15 protein-coding genes and 1 pseudogene are annotated in these 20094 nt (G+C 71.8%); 11 read left to right on the top strand and 5 right to left on the bottom strand.

Features of this window, described 5'->3' with window-relative positions:
- Positions 1–13 precede the first annotated feature (13 nt).
- The 11 genes from ACZ44S_RS18350 to ACZ44S_RS18300 all read left to right on the top strand — a co-directional run bounded on the left by ACZ44S_RS18350 (position 14) and on the right by ACZ44S_RS18300 (position 13195).
- On the top strand, positions 14–472 hold the full coding sequence (locus ACZ44S_RS18350) for a hypothetical protein (RefSeq protein ID WP_466930137.1): 459 nt from the start codon (positions 14–16) through the stop codon (positions 470–472).
- A gap of 53 nt (positions 473–525) precedes the next feature.
- Positions 526–819, top strand: a complete 294-nt coding sequence (locus tag ACZ44S_RS18345) for a hypothetical protein (RefSeq protein WP_466930134.1) — start codon at positions 526–528, stop codon at positions 817–819.
- A gap of 4 nt (positions 820–823) precedes the next feature.
- Positions 824–4042 carry a hypothetical protein gene (locus ACZ44S_RS18340; RefSeq protein ID WP_466930132.1) on the top strand — a complete coding sequence of 1073 codons (3219 nt, stop codon included), beginning with the start codon at positions 824–826 and terminating at the stop codon, positions 4040–4042.
- A complete protein-coding gene (locus tag ACZ44S_RS18335) occupies positions 4042–5571 on the top strand; it encodes a hypothetical protein (RefSeq protein WP_466930130.1) in 1530 nt (509 codons plus the stop codon). The genes ACZ44S_RS18340 and ACZ44S_RS18335 overlap by 1 nt, the downstream gene beginning before the upstream one ends.
- Entirely contained in the window at positions 5568–6062 is a 495-nt protein-coding gene (locus ACZ44S_RS18330) for a hypothetical protein (RefSeq protein ID WP_466930127.1), read from the top strand. The genes ACZ44S_RS18335 and ACZ44S_RS18330 overlap by 4 nt, the downstream gene beginning before the upstream one ends.
- Complete coding sequence (locus ACZ44S_RS18325) at positions 6059–6601, top strand: hypothetical protein (protein ID WP_466930124.1); 543 nt, start codon at positions 6059–6061, stop codon at positions 6599–6601. The genes ACZ44S_RS18330 and ACZ44S_RS18325 overlap by 4 nt, the downstream gene beginning before the upstream one ends.
- Positions 6585–8507 (top strand): hypothetical protein, encoded by a 1923-nt coding sequence (locus ACZ44S_RS18320; RefSeq protein ID WP_466930122.1) that lies wholly within the window; start codon positions 6585–6587, stop codon positions 8505–8507. The genes ACZ44S_RS18325 and ACZ44S_RS18320 overlap by 17 nt, the downstream gene beginning before the upstream one ends.
- Positions 8507–8977 (top strand): hypothetical protein, encoded by a 471-nt coding sequence (locus ACZ44S_RS18315; RefSeq protein WP_466930119.1) that lies wholly within the window; start codon positions 8507–8509, stop codon positions 8975–8977. Before ACZ44S_RS18320 ends, ACZ44S_RS18315 begins: the two co-directional genes overlap by 1 nt.
- Entirely contained in the window at positions 8970–10382 is a 1413-nt protein-coding gene (locus ACZ44S_RS18310) for a hypothetical protein (RefSeq protein WP_466930116.1), read from the top strand. Before ACZ44S_RS18315 ends, ACZ44S_RS18310 begins: the two co-directional genes overlap by 8 nt.
- A 132-nt stretch (positions 10383–10514) precedes the next feature.
- A complete protein-coding gene (locus ACZ44S_RS18305; RefSeq protein WP_466930114.1) occupies positions 10515–12845 on the top strand; it encodes a hypothetical protein in 2331 nt (776 codons plus the stop codon).
- Entirely contained in the window at positions 12845–13195 is a 351-nt protein-coding gene (locus tag ACZ44S_RS18300; protein WP_466930112.1) for a hypothetical protein, read from the top strand. Before ACZ44S_RS18305 ends, ACZ44S_RS18300 begins: the two co-directional genes overlap by 1 nt.
- 24 nt (positions 13196–13219) lie before the next feature.
- On the opposite strand, the gene ACZ44S_RS18295 is transcribed toward ACZ44S_RS18300, so the two are convergent.
- The 5 genes and pseudogenes from ACZ44S_RS18295 to ACZ44S_RS18275 all read right to left on the bottom strand — a co-directional run bounded on the left by ACZ44S_RS18295 (position 13220) and on the right by ACZ44S_RS18275 (position 20064).
- The gene (locus ACZ44S_RS18295; protein ID WP_466930109.1) at positions 13220–13831 is read right to left on the bottom strand and encodes a hypothetical protein; all 612 of its coding nucleotides are present in this window, start codon (positions 13829–13831) and stop codon (positions 13220–13222) included.
- 454 nt (positions 13832–14285) lie between these two features.
- Positions 14286–15242, bottom strand: a complete 957-nt coding sequence (locus ACZ44S_RS18290; protein ID WP_466930107.1) for an IS481 family transposase — start codon at positions 15240–15242, stop codon at positions 14286–14288.
- A gap of 114 nt (positions 15243–15356) precedes the next feature.
- The gene (locus ACZ44S_RS18285) at positions 15357–16622 is read right to left on the bottom strand and encodes an IS701 family transposase (protein ID WP_466930105.1); all 1266 of its coding nucleotides are present in this window, start codon (positions 16620–16622) and stop codon (positions 15357–15359) included.
- Between the two features lie 345 nt (positions 16623–16967).
- A pseudogene (gene tpg / locus ACZ44S_RS18280) lies at positions 16968–17270 on the bottom strand (telomere-protecting terminal protein Tpg); the annotation flags it as partial.
- 1012 nt (positions 17271–18282) lie between these two features.
- Positions 18283–20064, bottom strand: coding sequence for a VanW family protein (locus tag ACZ44S_RS18275; RefSeq protein ID WP_466930102.1), 1782 nt, complete (start codon positions 20062–20064; stop codon positions 18283–18285).
- Between the last annotated feature and the right edge of the window lie 30 nt (positions 20065–20094).

The raw sequence follows: 20094 nt of genomic DNA, 5'->3' as shown, positions 1-20094 counted from the left end.
TCCGGAGGACGCTGTGACCACACCCTCACCCAGTACCTGGACCAAGTCGCGGCTCGCGGTCGTGCTGGACGGAAACACCGCGGCGCCCCTGACACCGGTGGACTCCTTCACCCCCACGTTCAACCTGAACGCAGAGGTCGTGCACTCCCTGGAGGCCACCCACGTCGGCTATGTCGCCAACCCGGCCAGCTTCACGTTCACGCTGTCGGTCAAGGCGATCGGCGGTGCGTCCGCATCGCTCACCCAACTCGCCATGACGGGTAAGGAGTTCTCGATCGGCCTGTACGAGGCCAAGGGGAGCACCGGTGAATGGGACTTCAAGGGGCTGCTGTTCAACAAATGCCTCATCACCTCGGCCAACCCGTCCAACGCGGTGATCAACGGCGCGCCGGCGGCGACGTTCTCCGGAGTGGCGCGCGAGGCCGTCGTCGACGACGGCAAGGAGTACAGGCTGCCGCCCGTCATCGCCTGACGCTCGCCCGACATCCGGCTCACCGACTCGATCTCTGCGCGAAGGAGGATGCGATGAACGACTCCGCGGGGCGCTCGCCGGGCGGCGACGGTCCCCGGCCGCGGGGTGGGCACGTGCGGCAGACCGGCATCGCGCTGGTGCGCCGCGACGAGATGGTCGTCCCCCTGGAGGGCAGCGAGGCCGAACTGGCCCTCGCCGAACAGGACGCGCGGCACGACATCCACGTGCACCTTCCGGTGACCGTCGAGGTCGTCGGGGCGGTCGACTCCCTGGCGGTGCGCACGGCGGTTGACGACGCGCTGCGCCGTGTACGGCATGCCATGGACGCCCACGCGGTGCAGGGCTGACGCGGTGGCCCTGCATGTGCACGTGCCCGTCCGGGTGACGCTCGTGGAGCCGGTCACCGCGGACGAACTCGCCCTGCTGGAACGGGCGGTGGGCACGGCATGCCGCACCGCGCTACAGACCGCGCGGCGCGAGTTCCTCGATGCGCGCGGGACAGGCCGCCGTATCGTCCTCGACCGCCCGGAACCGGTCTTCACCGGCCGGCGGACGCCGCAGGAACTGCGGGAGCACGCCGCGCACGTCATCGCCACGGGGATGGCGTACGGGATCACGTCCTCGGGCCTGCTGCGCCACGCCCCCGCGCCGGTCACGCTCAGCGAGGCCGCGCCGGCCGAGCCCTTCGACGCGTCGCGGGTCGGCGAGGACGAGGGCGGCGCCACCTACCGGATCCCCTCCTACGACCGCGGCGGCGCCACGGTACCCGTCCGCTTCTTCCACCAGCGGGGCGACGACTCCCGCCCCACATCGCTGCGCCCGGTGGCGGGAAGGGTACTGACCCTCGCCGAGGCCGCGGCGGTCGCCTGGACCGAACACCTGAACCGGCACGGGGCCGTGTGGGATCCGGACGCGCACGGCCACCCGGGCTACGCGGGACGGGTCATCTGCAAGGGCAGGCGGGTCCACGGCCTGGTATGGGTCACCGATGTCACCACCATCAACCGCGACGGATCATTGCCGAAAGGCAGTTACAACCGGTACTGCCAGGAGCTGCCCCTGGTTCAGTGGCGGCCGGCCCCTGGCGGCGGCACCGTGTTCGGCCGGGCACCGATGTCCGCCGGCCCGGCGCCCTACTACGACCTCGTCCGTACCGGGCGTCCCGGCACCGTCGACGAGATCGAGAAGTTCGCCGCGGAACTCCTGGACGCCCAGCGCGTACCGGCCGACCACCCCGTCCGGCGGCCCGGCGTGCTGCGTCGCTACGCGGAGCAGACGCTCAGCGGGGCGACCGAACCCACGGCCCTGTTCGAGGTGCGCGGCGGACTCCAGCGGATGTTCGCCCTCATGAAGGAGGCCGGGACTCCCTCGCGGATCCGCTTCGTCACGGCTCTGGCGCCGACGGGTCCGGAGGGCGGGGCGGGCGGGGCATCCGCCGCGTCCGGGGCCGAACCCGGGCCCACGGCCAAGCCCAAGCCCAAAGGTGAACGCAAGCCCACGTCCGAAGCCAAGGTCAAGCCCAGGGCCACGCCCTCCGCCGAAGACAAGCCCCAGGCCCGAACCCCGGCCAAGCCCCAGCCCAAGGGCGAAGCCACTGCCGGTGTCCCCGCCCCACCGAAGGAACGCGGCGAGGACCCGCGCCACCGGCCCGGCGCCGGCGATGACGAGGCCACCCGCGCCTCCGCGGGCGCCCGGGCGCCCGCGGAGGCGGAGCGGCCCTGGCCGTCCTCGGGCATCACCGGTGAACAGCTGGTCTGCGCGCCCTACGGGGGCGAACCCGCGCTCACCGCGCTCCCCGACCGCGGAGACGCCCTCGGCCGGGCCGTGCGACGGCTCTCGAGACTGCTCGGCATGGACGAGTGCGCCTTCGTCGGCATGTTCACCCTCAACTGTGCCAAGGTGATCGCCAGTCGGGCGCGCGGGGTGGGAGTGTCCTCCGTGCACAGCCCGGTCACCACCCGGGTGACGGTGCGTCCCGACGGCGGGGGCAACAACGGCTTCGTCGACCTCCGTGCCGGCGAGGCGACCGAGCTGAAGTCCCTTCATGCCCTCACCGAAGCCGCCGCCCTGGTGCGCGATCTGGCCGACGAGGTCGCCGCGGCCTACCAGCTCCCGCGGAACGCCGCCGTGCTCAGGCCGCATCCCGGCACACCGGGACCGCAGGCGGCGTCCTGGGTCCTGGGCTTCCTCAAGGACGTCCGGTCCGCGCTGACCGACAGCTGCATGCACCTCTACGCCGAGACCTGCCGCGTCCTGCTGCTCCAGCAACTGCGCTCCTCGGCCGCCGCGATCGCCCAGCGCAGCGGGCCGCACGCCCGCGAGACGGTGGAGCACTTCACCTCCGTACTGGACATCATCGGCGGCGGAGTGGTGAGGCTGCTCGTGCTGCGCACCGCGATCCGGCACGCCGAGCGGCTCGGGGTGACCGGCACGGTCCGCGAGGTGCTGTCGAAACGCGAGACGAAGTACCGGCCGGGCTATCACGAGTACGAGTACGAGGCGCCCGCCCCGATCGGCAAGGTCGCCGCGCGCACTCTCCAGGAACTCGACCGGGTCCGCATCGAACGCCGGGGCACTGCCTACACGGCGGTCGAGGGCGACCGCGTCTGGACACCGGAGACCCTGGAGACGGACATCCACCGCCGGCGGGCGCTGGTCAACCAGCTGGATCCCCTGTTCTTCCAGGTCGAGGACCTCGAGCAGGTCTTCACGCGCGCCCAGAGCGACCCCGCGTATCCTCGGCGCCACCTCGAGCGGCTGCTCGCGGAGATGGCCGCCGCCAACAAAGAGATGACCCGCAAGGCCGAGGAGGCGGACAGCGGCGCCTTCTTCGCGCTCGAGGCGTCCCGGTTCGTCGCGGCGTCGGGTGTCAGGGACAGCCGCGGCCTGTGGTTCCCGCTGTCTGGCATTCACGCCCTGGCGGACGCCGAACTGGCGCCGTACGCCGGGAAGCTGCGTGAGTACACCGAGGGGGTGAACCTCGCGCTCGGCCGCAAGGCCGGCTTCGAGGCGGTGAAGCAGGTGTTCCTCGTCGGCGGGGTCATCGTACTGGGCCTGCTGTGCGCTCCGCTCGGCGCGACCATCGCCGGGATCCTCACCACCGCGGTCAGCGTCGGCTTCGCCGTGGAGGACGTCGCGGGCGCCGTCGAGAAGAAGGAGTTGTACCGTGCCCTGCTGGAGCCCGAGGCGCTCCAGCAGTGGCAGGACGTGGAGACCGCCGAGCTGATGGCCTTCGTCGGGCTCGCGTTCTCCGTCTTCGACGTGGCCCACATCGCCGGAGGGGCCCTGGCGATCAGCCGGGGGGCCGCTCAGGCGCTCCGGGCGGGCCGACGGGCCGGGGCCGGGGGCGCGGTACGGGCGCTGAGCGCGCAGGCCCGGCGCACGATCGTGGCCAATACCACCGAGCAGTTCCTCAAGCACGCCCTGAGCGAGGCCGTGGCCGGGGCCGTCGTCGCGCGCGTCATGGACGAGCTGGTGTCACGGGTCGTCGGGCCGGTGGTCATGGACTGGACGCGGGAGCAGGGGCTCCTGCACGGAACGCTGGACAAGCCCGACGCGGGAGACAAGTGATGGCCGGGCTGAAGATCAACCAAGCCACGCTGGTGGAGCAGATGCACCGCTGGGGACGGCAGAGCGACGAGATGCGGCGGATCACCCGGAGACTGAGCACCGTCCACGGTGCGATGACCGCCGAGGAAATCGCCGAACGGCTGGTCACAAGCGTGCTGCTGCGCGCCGTCGGCGTACACGAGAGCCGCCTCAACGCCGCGGGGAAGAAGGTGCAGGAGGTACTGGACCGGCTCCTGGCCGACCGGGAGGTGCTGCACGGCGGCCCGGGACCGGTGCGCGGGCGGGCCGCGAAGGACGCGGATCTGCGCGCCCTCCAGGCCCAGCTGGAGGACCTGAAGACCTTCCGGCAGACGGTGCAGTGGATGCTCACCGACAGCGAGAACGACCTCCGGACCGCCCTGCGCACCCAGCTGGAGACCTCCATGGGCCTCCCGCGCTCCTACGCTCCCCTCCCGGCACCGGGCGCCCCGCCCGTGCGTCCCTCCGGTCCACCGCGACTGGCTCCGAGTGCCGGGAAACCCGCCGCCGAGGCCGCCGCACGGCTCTTCACCGTGCTCGAGACGCGCCCTCCCAAACCGGTGCCGCAGACTCCGGCCGGGCCGGGCCGACACGCCCCCGTCGAGCCGTACACGGCCAAGCAGATGGGGCGCCAGTCGCGGCAGGTCACCACCGCCGCGAAGAAGTTCGTGGACGCCTTCCGCGCCGAGCACGGCGACCGGGCCGTCACCGCGGCCGTCCAGGCGCTGCTCGCCGGCGCCGACGACCCGGCGACGCGCAACCGGATGGTCATCGCGGTCCTGGTCGCCGAGAAACGCATGTGGCCGGGGAGGACCGTCGCCCGGGGCACGGCGCACGGCCACTACCAGGAGAGGGGGACGGGAACCTCGTTCGAGTGGACCGCGAAGCTCCAGCAGCGGGTGCGGGGGCTCGAGACCGTCGGGATCGACGGCATCGTCGACGGCTGGGTCCGCGACACCAAGCACAGCCAGGTGATCGTCGCGGAGTCCGGCCACTTCCACGGCCGGGTGAAGACCCCGCCGCCGCTGCCCGACAAGCCACCGGCGGCCCCCCACGGCGTGCCGGAGGCCCCCGAACCCAAGCCCAAGCCCGCAGCCAAGCCCGCAGCCAAGCCCAAGGCGAAGCCCACGCCCGCACCCGCACCCGCGGCCAAGGCGGGCAAGGGCGCCAAGCGGCCCGGGCGGAAGTCCGACGAGGTCCAGGGTGGCTTCCCGCGCCGCGACCGTCCCTGGGCGGAGGACGTCACCCCCGACGTCGTGACCGGGCTGCGCGAACCGCCGCCGATGACGATCCGGGAACTCATCGCCGTGCACGAGGAGAAGACCGGCATCACGCTCGCCGCGGAAATGGAGCGCCAGTTGCGCTTCGCCCACGAGAACGGGCTGCGCGGCGTGGAGTGGGTCGCCGCGACCAAGGAGCTCAGGGACGAGTTCGAGCGGATCTTCACGTCCCAGGTGGGCAACCCGCAGCCCGATGTGACGATGTCGTTCACCGTGAGGAGCGACCGATGAGCTCGGCCTCGCGTCTCGACGAGTTCCAGAGCCTGCCAGCGGCCATCATCACCGACGGTCTGCTGGCCGTCCCGCTGTTCGCCGTGCAGCGGCTGACGGTGAGCGAGCGCTACACCCTGCCCCCGATCGGCACCCCGTCCTTCCGGGCCGCGGTCGGCAACGCCAATGAGACGGCCTCCCTGTCGGCCCTGCTCATCGGCCCGCAGCGGCACGCCTGGAAGCAGGGGCTGGAGCTGATGGCGAACTTCGCCAAACGCGGCGGCGCGTTCGGCCGCTTCACCGGCGGGAAGGTCGCCGGACTGGTGCTGGCGACCCGGATGTCGGTGCGGATGAACATGCATGTGACCGAGCTTTCGTTCACCGCGTCCGCGCAGCGCCTGGACACCACGGAAGTCACCATCAGTCTGCAGCACGTCGCGCCGCCCGGGCCCGTCGACCTCCTCGTCGACGCGGGCGCCCTGGCGGCCTCGACAGCGACGGAGTTCCTGTGACGCGTGTTCTGCCCCCCGGGTACAGCCCGCTGCCGTTCAGCGCCGACTTGGGCCTGCCCCAGCAGGTCCAGGTGCGGGCGGGCGGCCGGTCCCTCGCCGTCAAGCTCGTGGCCCTGACCGCCGACCTCGTGACCACACTGACCACGCCGCCCACCACACCGGTCGTGACGGGCGCGCAGGAGGGGGCCCGGCGTCCGGCGTCCCTCGGAGATCCGCGGGCGGCGCTCACCGCACAGCCCCCTGCCGTCCTCGACGGCGCGGCGGTACGGCCCTACCTGGTCGTCGTCGACGCGGACCGGGTCGTCGGTTCCGCGCCGGTCGTCGTGGGCCGGCCGATGGCCATGGGGACCTCGGAGGGCAGCGGGCTGCTGCTGGAGGTGCTGTTCGTCGACCTGCACCTGGCGGCCGGTTCGCTGGTCCAGCCGGGCGATGTGGGCAGCCGCATCCTGGCCGGCTTCCGGGACCCGGCGGCCGGCCCCGCCGTACGGCCCCGCAGGCCCGCCGTCCCCGAGGGAGATCCCCATGACCTTCTCGACTGACCTCTCCGCCACCGGCGTCGGCTTCCAGGCCGGCTGGGCGCTGGTCTTCCGCATGGACGACGGCAAGGGGTTCCCGGACGAGGGCGCCGGGGAGTTGCGGCTGACGCACGCCGGCCATCGGGCGGAGCTCACGGTCGAGGGCGACAGCACGCTGCGCGGGGCGACGTTCGAAGTCACCGTGGACGGCATGCCCGACCGTGACTACGACGCGATCGTGGCGGGCGAGTACGTGCACGTGGAGATCCGCCTCGGCTGGTGGGACCTGGGCAGGGGCTTCGTCGGGGCGGCCCTCGGCGCGCTGGGTGCCGTACTGCCGGGCGGAGCGGGCGACGAGGACGGTCTGCACGCCGTGCTGCACGGCCGGATCCTCGCGGCGGAACGCACGCACGGCGAGTTCACGTACCGGTCCCGGTTCTCGGGCGTCGACGCGCACTACCACCGGATGCGCTGCAATCCTCCGAAACTGCCGGCCGGGCCCCCGCCGCACACGGTGCTGGCCTACGCCACTCAACTGTGCGAGCGGGACACCGCCATCCGTGTCCCCGTGCTCGGCGAGGGACAGGACGTGCCCCTCGACGGTGTGCTCGACATCGGCTCCACGGGTTCCATGGTGCGGGCCCTGAAGGAGCTGGCTCGTCTGGCCCACGGCGGCGACGCGCGGTTCGAGGTGCCGATGTTCCTGCGCTCCGGGCGGCTGCACGTGGGCGCCTGGACCAAACCGGTCAAGGGCGGCCACAGCTGGGAACTCACGCCCGTAACCGGGCTGGTGGAGAGCCGCCCCGTGATCGACCGGGATCCGGAGGCGGTGCCGAAGGGCTCGCCGTTCGCCGCCCCCGAGGTGCGGCGCTACGACCTCACGCTGCTCGGCCGCCCGGACATCGCCGTCGGCGACATGGTGCGCGCCGACCTGCCCAACCCCTCGCCCGCGGATCTGACCAGCACGCTGGCGAGTTCACCGATCGGCCCCCTCGGCGACATGGCCGCGGGTGTCCTCGGCGGCGCGGCCCACGCCGGGAGCCCCCTGGACTATGCGGTCGTCGGCGTCGTGCACAAACTCGGTGCGGCCACGGGCTTCGTCACCCGGCTCACCGTGGAACGCCGGCCGGCACCCGACCGCCCGGCCGTGGGGACGCGCCCGGGAAGCTCGGACGAGGCGTCGAGGCTCGCCGCGGCCCTCGCCGATCAGCACACCCGGGCCGCCACCGCCCGCCGCACCCACGAGGTCGGCCTGGTGCGCAGACAGGACGTGAGTGCCACGTTCCGCGACGGCCACGACGTGCCCGCCCAGTCGCTCGCGGTCGACGAGGGGCTGGCCGACGCCCCGTCACCGAACGTCCCCGCAAAGGCACCTCCCGCGGACACCCCCGATCAGCTGGTCGACAAGCCCTACCTCACCGCCTTCGCGTACGGAGGCACCGGGCTCGTCGTGCCGCACTACCCCGGGATGCGCGTGGTCAGTCTGCACTACCGGGAGGAGCACCAGAACGCCGTCGTGGCCGGCGCGCTCTGGGAGGACGACACGGCACCGAGGTCGCACCTGGGCGACTGGTGGCTCAGCCTGCCGACGAACCTCGCCGGGACCGGGACCGCGGGAGAGTCGGCGCCGGATCCGGCGGCGGCCCCGCGTCCCAGCGGCCCCGCGAGCCACGACCTCATCAACGGGCTCGGCAACCGGGTGATCCAGGTCGGCGGGCTGCGGATCACGGTCGGCAAGGCCCTGATGAAGCACGTGGGACAGCGGCCCGACGACGCCGCCGACGACGAGGTCGTCATCGAACACGCCGTGGCCAATGCCCGGATCGGCATCGACGCCAAGGGCAACATCGAGATCCGCACGAACGCCGACCTGACGCTGGCCGCCAACAAGATCACTCTCCGTCCGCAAACCGTCGTGGAGGTGCGCTGATGCCCCCCGGTCCGCCGCCCGCCCCCGTCGTTCCGGCTGGCGCCGCCGCCGAGCGCCGCCGGCTGGGTCACGGCCTCGCCCTCCGGCCGGCCGGTGCCGACGGCATCGGTCACGACCTGGTCTTCGGCGACGGCCGGCGGCTGGCCATGGTCGAGGGCGAGGAGAACCTGCGCCAGGCTCTCGCCGTCGCGCTACTCACCGCTCCCGGGACCGACCCGTTCCATGTCCGCTTCGGCTTCGACGGCCTGCGGGTGCTCACGCAGGGGCTGACGCCCCCGCTGGCCCTGGAGATGCTGCGGCTGTCCGTGCTGCGTACGCTCTCGGCCGACTCGCGGGTGGCCGAGGTGCTCGACCTCACCCTGGAGGAGACCCTGCCCGGGACCCGCCGCTGGCAGGTGAACGTCGTGGTGCGCACCGTGCTGGGCGGCGTCCTGGAGACCGTGATCGGGGAGGTCACGGCCGATGACTGACGGCACCCGCACGACCGACCTGGAGGACCTGGCGCGCGTCAGCGGCTCCGGCAAGCCGTTCGGTGTCACCCCGGAAGGGTTCGTACCCAAGCCCCTGGCGCGGCTGCTGGACGAGAAACTGGCGGCGGCACGGGTGCTGTTCGGCTCCGACGTCGACCTGACCGAAGGCAGCGCGCTGCGCAAGATCCTGGAGATCGTCGCGCTGGAGGAGTCCCGGGCGTGGGTGCATCTGGGCCTCGCCTACGAGGACACCCGGGTGAGCACGGCGGTCGGCGACGCGCTGAGCAGGCTCGGCGAGGAGCTCGGTCTGCCCCGGCCGCACCACCGTGCCACGGGCCGGATCAGGATCGCGCTCGCGGCAGAACTACCGCCCGATGTCACGGAGATCTCCCTGCCCCGCGGCACCCGGCTGCTGACGGCCGAGGACCGCGACTTCTTCATCGACCAGGCGGTGTCCCTCACCAACGCCGTCGCCCGGGCCACGGTCCCGGTGACCGCCCTGGCGCCGGGCCCGGACTGCGACATCGACCCGCACGGGAATCTGCCGGACCGGATCACCCGGCTCAACCCGGAGGACCCGCGCACCGAGCCGGTACGGCGACTGGCTGAACGCCTCGGCGTGGCGGACGTCCTGACCGTCGAGCACACCGACCCGGCCGGCGGTGGTTCGACGTACTGGAGCGACTCCCGCTACCGCGACCTGCTGCTCTCCTACCCGCGCAACGTGTGGTCCCCGGACGCGGTGCGCCTGGCCGTCGCCCTGGTCCCGGGGGTGCGGCAGGTGCTGGTGAGGGACCTGTACGGGGGGCTGGACATCAACCAGTCCATCTTCGGGAGCTTCACTTTCCTCGAACGGCTCTTCTCCCAGGAGCGCAGCCTCGGCAACCCGTACTTCTTCACCGTGCTGGTCGCCCCGGAGGAGGGCGCCATCTGGGAGCAGTTGCGCGCGCAGGTGGAGGCCTCGGTCGACCAGGTGCGGCCGATCGGCATCGCGCCCACCATCGACCGGGCACAGCAGGTCAGTGTGGGGTTCACCTGCCGGATCTCCGTGGAGGGGCTGCCCATCCCGGCGGGCCCGCCCGACACCGTGCAGGGCACGCCCGAGGCGGTCGCGCTCAAGCAGCGCATCCTGGACCGGGTACGGCGGCAACTGCTGGCCCTGGGCATCGGCGAGCCGGTGCGGTACAGCGAGGTGCTGTGGGCGGTCATGGAGGAGCCCGGGGTCGTGGACGCCCGGGAGCTGCGCCTGCGCCGCCATCCACCGCAGCTCTCCTCGCGCGGGCCCGGCGAGGACGGCGCCGAGCCAGGCGGTGTCCAATCGCTCGATCCGCTCGAGGACGTCCTGGTCGGTCCCACGGAGATCGCGCTGCTCGTCGGTTCCCCCGCGGACATCCACATCGTGTGAGGTGGGCATGCAGACGTCATCCGACCGTTCGCGGAGGTCGCCCGGCCTCCCGCGCAGGCCATCCGGTTCCTCACGGGCGCCGTTCGGCCGTGCGCGGCCGTCGCCGGGCCCGTACGGCGGGCGGGGGACCCGGTGACCGTGCCGCCAGCGGACGTCCGTCCGCTGACCGACTCGGGGCTCGACGGCGCTCTCGCCGCCCTGCCGCCCGTCTACGCGGCGGGGGCCCGGGTCCGCGCCCTGCCGCTGAAGGACGGGCGCATCACGGTTCCGGAGGACGTCCGTGAGCCGTTGCTGCTGCTGCGGCTGCTCCGGCCGCTCGCCGACCGGGCGGTCCTCGTACGGTGTGGCCCGACGGGCGCCGCCGAGGTCTCCCCGGTCGTGTTCGCCCCATTCTCCGGCCTGGGCACACTGCTGCCGGTGCTGGTGCCGGCGGCGGGCGCCGAGGTCACTGCGGCGGTCCACCCGGTCGCGGCGCCGCACTGTCACCAGGACGTGCCGGAGGAGTCGGTGCGCGGACCGGAGCTCGAGCTGGACCCGGCCGCCGAGCTGGTGGAGGGCGTGCTGCTGGAAGGGATCCTGGCCCGGCTGACGTATCTGGTCACGATGGAGAAGCAGCGCGTGGTCCGCCAGGCCAGGGAGATCGCGGCCTGCCGGCACGCCGAGCTCGCCTTCTCGGGTGCGCTCGACTCGCTCGGCCGCGACCTGGGCGTGTACCGGCTGCCCGGCGAGGACGACGCCCGGTACCGCAGCCGGCTGATGATCTTCACCTCGTGGCGGCCGGCGACCCCCGGCCGGCTCGTCGGCGTGCTCAACGGTCCGGGACCGGACGAGGCCGCGGGCGCCGGGCTGCCGGCGAGGGTCGGCATCGGCGGGCGCTTCCGGCTGGTGGAGGAGCAGAACCCGCTTGCCCTGGCCACCCGTCTCGTCGACGTCGGTCCGGGGGGAGCGGCCACGCGGGCGGGACTCCACGACCTGCTGCGCAGTGTGTACCTGCTGGACCTCGACCGGCCGGTGCCGGAGCTGCTGCCTCCGGAGCAGCGCCGCCAGCTGGAGGAGGCACGGCAGGTGTTCACGGCCGAGGTGACCCGCTCCGCGGGCCCGCCCCCGGTACGCCATCTGGCGCCTTCGCTGGCGGTGTCCCTGGCCCGGCTGGTCCGCCTGGTCCGGGCGCTGTCGGACACCGGCCCGGTCACCCTGCTCCGCACCCACGTGGAGGAACCCGATCCGCTGCACGAGCTGGGCCTGGGCGCGACACTCGGGCAGTTCGGGGAGCAGCGGCTCACGGCGATGGCGACGGCCGTGGAGGGGCTGGCCCGAGGGACGTCGGAGATGTCGGCACTCGCCCGGACGCTGGTGCCCCGTCCGTTCGCCGAGGATCCGGCGGGCCGCTGGCTGGCGGAGCCGTGCGGACTGCGCACCGTGCACACGCTGACCGGCGACACGTTCTTCGTGTCGAGCCTGCCGATGCTGGGACTCACCGTCGAGGGCCCGGCCCGGCTGGCTGTGACCGAGCAGGCGGTGTTCGAGGCCCGGCACAGCAAGGACGCCGTGTCGGGCGGACTGCACGTGCTGGCGGGCGAGGCCGCGCGCCGGGTCCGGGAACGCTTCTCCCAGGCGGGTTTCGGTGAGCCGCCCGCACCCCTGACGGGCGCGGGCCTGGAGACCGTTCTGCGGGCCGTGGCCGACGGCCCCGCCACGCCCCCGCCGTCGGCTCTGACGCCGCTCGTCGACGGGGACCTGCTCGCCGGCACCGGGCCGGCCTTCGCCCGGCAGGTGCTCGAAATCGTCGTCATGGACCAAGTCGTCGCCTATCCGTTCACGCTCGACCGACTCGTCGGCCTGGGCGCCGGTGACGCCCTGCGCCGCGCCGTGGCGGCCCGGGTCCAAACGCTGCTGGACAGCGGCTTCTACACCGTGCACGGCGTGATCGACCAGGCCGGGCAGCGGGTGCTCCTGCTCGCCGCGGTGAGCCTGCTGCCCGGGAGGCCGCCCAAGCAGGGGGAGGCGCCGCCCGCCGAGTTCCAGTGGTTCACCACCGAGGTGCCGCGTCCATCCGCCGATGCCTCCGCCGAGGGCCTGCCGGTCTCCCTGCTGAACTCCTCCGGCGGACGCATCGAGGCAGTGGGGCGGCGGGAGGGACTGGCGCTCCTGGTGTGCCTCGGGCATGCCCGGCGGGGTCTGGCCGATCCCTACGAGGTGGGCGTCGAGATGCCCGGTGAAGCCCGGCTCGACCGGGACCAGTACAGCTACGTGATGAACATCCTGGAGACGCTGTGCCCCCTGGGCATCGAGATCAACACCACCGAACTGCGGCGTCGTCACGTGGACTTCGGCGCCGGTGAGGGCGGTGAGCCGTTCCCGGTGCAGGACGCCTCCCGCACCTACCACCGGTACCGGCGGCGACGCGTCATCAGCGACGACACCGGGCGGACGCCCGGCCGTGCGGCGGAGGGAGGCGGCTGATGGCCGGGAGACCCGTGGCGGTCGAGGGCGACGTGACGGCGACCGCGGGGACAGTGCTCCTCCAGGGTGCCGACAGCGGGGCGTGGACGGCGGGAACAGTGGAGGAGACCGCCTCCGACACCCTGAGCGTGGGCGGCTCCTTCGTCCTCCACAAGGCGTCGTGCACGTTCACGTTCAAAGGGAAGGCGGGCCAGGCCGCCGTGACCGGCAAGGCGTCCGTCGAGCTGACGCCGGACGAGGACGGTCTGCTCGTGAGCAGCAGCGGTGTGCTGCTCGACGGCGACACGGCGAAGGACGGACATGGCAACACGCTGACCGTCGGCTCGGCCAGCCGTCTGCACATGGCCTGACCGGCCCGGCCGGTCCCGGGCGGGTCAGCGTTCCTCGTACCTCACCCGGAACCCGGTAAGCATCACGGAGGTGTTGAGGCCCGTGCCGTTGACGGAGGCGACGATGTAGTAACCGGCCCGCGGGTCGATATCCGCGGCGTCGGCGCCCGGGACCTTCTCCCGGAACTCCTCGCTGCTGGAGGCCTGGATCCGGGCGACCAGTTTCTCGCCGCTGCCGTCCAGGGCCCGCCGGGTCAGGTCGATCCGGACGCTGGCCGGGGTCTGGACGATGGTCCCGAAGGCCTGGAAGCCCACGATGCGCCCTGCCTCGGGCAGCGGAACGGGCATGGCGCCCTTGGCTGTGCCGTCCCCTCGCAGCAGTGCCGCGCCCGGTGTGGTGGCAAGGTCCCACCCGGACTCCCCGACCGGGATGAGCAGCGGTGCGAGGGCGACGGCGCGTACGGGCGTCTCGGCGGCGGCCAGCGAGTCCAGGGCCGTACTCACCGCGTCGAAACGCTGTCCGATGGTGTCGAGGTCCTGTTCGAGGCGCCTGAACCGGATGTTGAACCCGTTGTCACCCGCCGCCGAGACCCGGTCGACGGAGTCGACCCAGGGCTTGTGCTCGAAGGTGCGCCTGAACACGATGCCGAAGGCCAAGGAAGACACCTCCTCCGCCACGGGAGCGTCGCTCGCCCGCGGCTCTCTCATCGTCGCCCCGTGGATCACCCCTGTCCATCCGGGACACCTCACCCCGGTGCCGGGTCACCACCGGGCGATGAGCGGCGCGTCCGGTTCGTGCTGCCGCCAGGCCTCGGTGAGGCGGGTCAGGCGGGAGGGGGCGGCGATGCCGTGCACGGTCAACGTCAGCGGTCTGGCCCGCCATGGAAGCGGAACGGGGCGCCTGCAGCACCGTCACGTCCACGCCCTGCTTGCCCTCGACCACCACCCGCCCTGTGAGCGCTCCTCGCGCCCCAGTCTGACCGCGACGACGAACGGGCCCAGGACGAGGACGCGCGGTCGGCCGATCAGGCACGCGCTCTACTGGAACTCATCGGTGATGAAGAGGCCAAGCGCCGTGCGGAGTCGGCCGAGAATCCCAACGAGTACGGCCCTAGGTGTATTGACCCGCAGGGTTGTTGACTCGGCTGATGGGTGGGTGGCCTCCGAGTGCGGTGTGGCAGCGATGGTAGTTGTAGGTGTGGAGGAAGTCGGTCAGGGCTTCGGTGCGCTCGTGGTTGCTGGTGAAGGGCCGCAGGTAGGCCCATTCGTCGAGCAGGGTGCGGTTGAAGCGTTCGACCTTGCCGTTGGTCTGGGGGCGGTAGATGCGGGTCAGCTTGCCGGTGGCGCCGATCTCGGCGAGTGCTTGCTTCCAGGCCAGGCCCTTGCGGTAGGCCCAGGCGTTGTCGGTCAGCACGCGTTCGATGCGGGTGATGCCGTGGGCGTGGAAGAAGGCGGCCGCGCGGGTGAGGAAGCCGGCGCAGGTGGCGACTTTCTCATCGCGGTGGATCTCGCTGTAGGCGAGGCGGGAGTGGTCGTCGACGGCTGAGTGGACGTAGCCGAAGCCCATTCCGCCGCGGGTAGCCCGGCCGGCCTGGCGGCCCAGCGTCTTGTGGCCGCTGCCGTCCGGGATGCGTCCGAGTTTCTTGACGTTGATGTGAATCAGTTCGCCGGGGCGGTCGCGTTCGTAGCGGCGGATGAGCTGGCCGGTGGGCCGGTCCATGAACGCGAGCCGGTTCAGGCCGTGCCGGACCAGGATGCGGTGCACGGTCGAGGCGGGCAGGCCCAGGATCGGGCCGAGGCGTGCGGGGCCGAGCTTGCGGTCCTGGCGCAGCCGGCACACCCGGGCCTCCACCGCTGTCGCCGTGCGATGGGGTGTCGTGCGGGGGCGGCTGGAGCGGTCGTGCAGCCCCTGCTCGCCCTCCGCCCGCCAGCGGCGCATCCATTTGTGGGCTGTGACGCGCGAGATGCCCATTTCCGCTGCGACGTGCGCGACGGGGCGGCCACTGCCGACACGTTCGACCAGCAGCCGCCTGCCATGAACGGTCAGCCGGGCATTACGGTGGGACACGAAGACCTCCGTGCGGTGCAGTCCTAGGTGTGGGTATGTCGCGGTGGCAGGTGGGGCAGGCGCCGGTCCAGGTGGCGAGGAGTGTCTGGAGCTCGCGGACTACTTGGTAGTGGCTCAGACCTGCACCGGTTCTTTTGGGTGGCGGGCCAGTCGTTGCAGGGTGCAGAAGGCGTGGGCGGCGGAGACGAGGGTGACGTGGTGATGCCAGCCGGTCCAGGTGCGGCCTTCGAAGTGGGCCAGTCCCAGGGCCTGTTTCATCTCGCGGTAGTCGTGCTCGATGCGCCAGCGGAGTTTGGCCAGCCGCACCAGCGTGGCCAGGGGCATGCCGGAGGGCTGGTTCGACAGCCAGAACTGCACCGGCTCGCTCTCGTCGGCCGGCCACTCAGCCAGCAGCCACCGCTCGGGCAGCTCCGGATCGTCGACGGCCCTGCGGATGCCGCGTCCGGCCGGGCGGATGCGCAGGGCGACGAACCGCGAGTACATGCGCTTGACGCCACTGCGGCCCCTGCCCGGCCGGGAGTCCTCCCGCCAGGACACCGGCCGGGCCGACGCCTTCCCGGCCGCGATGACCAGGCCCTTCACGGTCTGCGCGGGCTCGGGATACTGCATCTTCGGCGGCCGGCCGGTGCCCGCATAAGCCGGCTGGACGGGGTGGGCGTCGGCCGGATGCGCGGTGTGACGGCCGCAGATCCCGACCACGTAGGGCAGGTCCCGTTCCTCCAGGCCGAGGCGGAACGCTGCCGCATCGCCGTAGCCGGCGTCCGCGACCACCAGGGGAACATCAACGCCCCACGAGAGGGTCTCGTCGATCATGTCCAAAGCGAGCTGCCACTTCTCCACATGCCCCACATGGTCGGGAATCCCGCAGCGAGTGCGGCGGGCGACCTTGACCGCATCGGCCCCGGGCGAGGCCGGGTCCCAGGAGGCCGGCACAAACAGCCGCCAGTCGACCGCGGCCGAGGCACGGTCGCAGGCCAGGTGCACCGAGACGCCCACCTGGCAGTTGGTGACCTTGCCCGCGGTGCCGGTGTACTGCCGGGCCACGCACGCCGAGGCATCCCCGTCCTTCAGGAACCCGGTGTCGTCGACAATCAACGCCTCCGGGCCGATCGCCTCGTGCATCCTCCAGGCCAGCCGGGCCCGCACGTGGGCCGGATCCCACGGGCTGGAGGTGATGAAGTGGGCCAGGGCCTGGCGGTTGCCGTCCTCGCCAAGGCGGGCCGCCATCGGTTCCACCGACTTGCGTCGCCCGTCCAGCAGCAGCCCGCGCACATACGCCTGCCCCCACCGCCGCTGATCCGCGCGGAAGAACCCGTCGAACAACTCCGCCGCGAACGCCTCCAGGTCCTCCCGGACCCCGGCCAACTCCTCAGGTGTCACACCAGCCCAACGACACCCACAAGCAAGCAGACACGCCACCTATGAGTGAAGATGACCAAGCCCTACTAGGCCACAACCCTGACGGCCACGACTTCGAGGAGTGCCCGGTGTGTGGGTACGAGGCCTTCTGCGTCCAGGGCTTGGACATGTGGGGACGAGTCGGCTTCGGGCAGTGCGTCGTCTGCTCGTACAGGCGCAGTCCCCAGGTCGCTGACCAGGAAGGCTTCGGCGAGCACCTCGCATGGCTGATGGGAAATGACTGAACACTGACCGCTCAGCTCGCCAAGTGAGTGCTTGCTCAGTCACACACCGGGGCTCGCGCGTTCACGGACATCGCGCACCTAGCTAGAGTTCGAGCTGTAGCAGCCGTACCCGCACAGTGCCGACCTCCTCCAGGCCTCCGGCGCGACGGCCGCCGTCCCGGAAGTAGACCACCTTGAGTCCTCAGCCACGATCCGCTGGAGTTGCGGGTCGCTGGCGCCTGCCTCCTGAACCTCGAAGAGACGAGAGGCGTAGCGGCGCGGCAGCACTGCGGTCAGGTGCCGAACGCGGTCCTCATCCGTCGCCCATGCGGGCCTGGGTGTCGATAACGATGCCGCCGGTCGTGGCAGCCTTCTGCCGGGCCTTGGTCCGGATCTGCGGCTGCCATCCCGGCCTGTGCGCACTCGCAGGGGCTGCCTGGAAGCTCCGGGCAGCCCCATCGTCGTTCTCGCGCGAGCTGTCATCAGCAAGGAGAGCCGATCACATTCGGTGACCAAAGCTTACCAACTAACCTGCTGCTTCTTTGCCAAGTTGCAGCGACACATCCGTCAGGCCAGCGACAACCTGCGCTGCTATTGCCAACAAGGCTGCGTGGTCCACAGTGCCCGCGATGGCCAAAGTGGGCAGGTCAGGAGCTCGCCAACTCTCATCTCCGGCGGCAGCCCTCATCAGGCGCCGGGCGGGTCATCGACAGCAAGTCCCCGGCGCTCACTCAAAGTAAGCACCTCTGCTCATGATTCGCCAACAAGAGTTCTCCAAGCCCATCTGACCTGCACGTCTCAGACCATGATTCGCCAACTGCAACTCTCGGTCACATGCGCGATCCCTGGTCTGGCCCGGAGTGGTGCGAGCAGGAAATGGCCGAAACGCCGAGACCGCCAAACAGTGCGGGCAGTACGCCGGGTCCCAGTCCGGCCGCGCCGATCACCGCGTGAGCGCGTCTGCCGCCCGTCGTCCATGGCGGACGCGGGTGTCGAGTGCGCGGGTGGCGTGTCGTCCGGAGCGCCAAGCTCCAGGGCTGACAGGCCTGTCCGGGTCTGGAAGGCGGCGGTCGGGGGATCGGGGTGGGCAAAGAAGTTGGACGGCTTCCGGTTTCCGCGTCCAGACGCACTCGTGGCTCGTACGGACGCGACCGCGCCAGCTGTCGCGCTCAATGGCCAACTGGCCTCAGGGAAGGCCGGAAGGCGCTACCAGTGCCACGGTGAGGGCGATTCCCAGGCAGGTGCTCCGTGTCATGTCCGGTGGCTCCGTGGGTGCGGTCGGCCCACCCCGAGCTGGACCCTCGGACTCTTACAGAACATCACAGCGCTCAGCCCCGTGCATCTCACGGCTGCTGTGGTGGGGCACCACAGTTCGAGGGCAAGCCATGCGCAGCGCCCATGCTTCGTCCCCGTCACCCTCAGAGCAGGTCCTCGCCCTGGAGCAGGCCCTGGCCCTGGCTCTGGAGCGGGCCCTCGCCCGGCTCTTCGCAGACGATCTCGTTGCGCGGCGCGTAGTGCGTGCGGAACGGTTCCCGCTTCACCTCCCGGCCCCCGTCGCGGAAGACCCGCTCCACCGTGACGTCGAAGCCCTCAAGAGGGGTCTGCGGCACGCACTGCTCGTCCGTGCTCACCTTCGTCTCCGGCTCCTGCACGTTGGTGCGCGGCCCCTTGACCGACGTGATCTCGTCGTACTTCTTGGTGCCGAGGAAGTTGACGGTCACCGAGGTGTCGGTGGACTCGGCCTGGATGTAGATGGCCTTGCCGGTGTCGTTGGTGAACCTCAGGTCGAGGCTGCCCCAGGCGACCGTCGCCTCACGGCCCTCGGGGTAGCGCTCGATGTAGAAGGAGTGGGCGCCGTGCTCGACGGGCTCGACGCCCGCGAAGAACATCGCGTTGAAGACCGTGGTGGCCACGGCGGAGACCCCTCCGCCGGGCGCCTTGGCGTACTGGTCGTCGTAGATCATGATGCCGTCGACGAAGCCGTTGGTCTCGGTGCGCTCGCCCACGGTCCGGTTGAAGCTCCAGGTCTCGTTCGGCTGGACGACGGAGCCGTTGATGAGGTCCACGGCGCGGCCGACGTTCGTCGTGCGGTAGGCGGCCGGTTCGTAGTTGACGGTGAAGGAGGACAGCTTCTCCGTCAGCCCGAGGCGCGCCGCGTTCTCGCGGGTGACCTCCGGCTGGATCCGTCGTGTGTCCACCTCTCCGTTGCGGGCGGTGCCGTCCTTGGTGAGCAACGGCATGACGGCCTTGCCCAGCGCCTTGTCGTCGACTTCCATGCCGGCCCTGGCGTCGGCGGTCACCACGGCCTTGTCGCCGTCGAGCCCCAGCCGGGCGTTCCGTGGTGTGGCGGGCAGGTCGTTCAGGGTGTCGGCCACCGCCGGTGCGGCCCGCAAACCCTTGCTGTCGAGCTCCGGTGCGAGCCTGCCGTCGCCGTCCGGCCGCATCGTCAGGTGCTCACCCAGCACGTCCGGGGTGATCGTGAACCGCTCGCCGCCCGCGGTGAGGGTGACCGGTGCCGACATCGCGGGCCGCGCGAAGTCCCGCACCGCCCGCCGTACCTCGTCCGCCGTGACCTTCGGCTTGGTCTCGCGTGCGGGCAGCACCGTCACCGAGCCGGCCGAGCCGTGCTGGAAGGGGTCGCGCAGCGTGCCGACGGCGGCGTCCACGTCCAGCGCGTACCCGCTGTGCGGGTCCACCTGCTCGACCCGGCCGTCGTCGAAGGAGACGGCGCCGTCGCGGACCTTCTGGTCGGCCGTCTTCGCCAGCTTCCCGAGGGTGGCACGGGCCTTGTCCTCGTCGACGCGTACGACCGGCTCGATGTCACCGCCCGAGCGGAACAGCCCGCCGATCGCGCTGACGGGATCGGCGCCGGCGGACGCCGCGCGGTCGAGGGTCGCCGGTATGTCGAAGGTGTAGCCCGCCTGCCGCGGATCGACCGTGCCGCGGCGGTCGCCGACCTTCACCGCGAGCTCCTGCGAGCCCGCCTTCGCCAGATGCCGTTCCAGCTTGTGGGCGGCTTCCTCGCGGGTCAGACCGCCGAGGTCCACGCCGCGCACCGTCGTACCCGCCTCGATCTCGCCGCCGGCGACCAGCAGCCCGGCGAGATACAGGCCGCCGATGCCGACGGTGAGTGCGCCGCCCGCGAGGGCGACGGGCGGGAGGGAGGTTATTCGGGGGATGGAAGGTATCCGGGGGCGCATGGGTCTCCTGAACGATCGATGTAGCGTGCA

The organism is Streptomyces malachitofuscus (assembly GCF_055571035.1).
This window is presented reverse-complemented; position numbering and strand designations above follow the sequence as displayed.

Bases quoted from the DNA above. Each gene is read 5' to 3' on its own strand.
- ACZ44S_RS18345 (WP_466930134.1), top strand. From the start codon at position 526: ATGAACGACTCCGCGGGGCGCTCGCCGGGCGGCGACGGTCCCCGGCCG.
- ACZ44S_RS18335 (WP_466930130.1), top strand. From the start codon at position 4,042: ATGGCCGGGCTGAAGATCAACCAAGCCACGCTGGTGGAGCAGATGCAC.
- ACZ44S_RS18330 (WP_466930127.1), top strand. From the start codon at position 5,568: ATGAGCTCGGCCTCGCGTCTCGACGAGTTCCAGAGCCTGCCAGCGGCC.
- ACZ44S_RS18320 (WP_466930122.1), top strand. From the start codon at position 6,585: ATGACCTTCTCGACTGACCTCTCCGCCACCGGCGTCGGCTTCCAGGCC.
- ACZ44S_RS18315 (WP_466930119.1), top strand. From the start codon at position 8,507: ATGCCCCCCGGTCCGCCGCCCGCCCCCGTCGTTCCGGCTGGCGCCGCC.
- ACZ44S_RS18310 (WP_466930116.1), top strand. From the start codon at position 8,970: ATGACTGACGGCACCCGCACGACCGACCTGGAGGACCTGGCGCGCGTC.
- ACZ44S_RS18300 (WP_466930112.1), top strand. From the start codon at position 12,845: ATGGCCGGGAGACCCGTGGCGGTCGAGGGCGACGTGACGGCGACCGCG.
- ACZ44S_RS18275 (WP_466930102.1), bottom strand. From the start codon at position 20,064: ATGCGCCCCCGGATACCTTCCATCCCCCGAATAACCTCCCTCCCGCCC.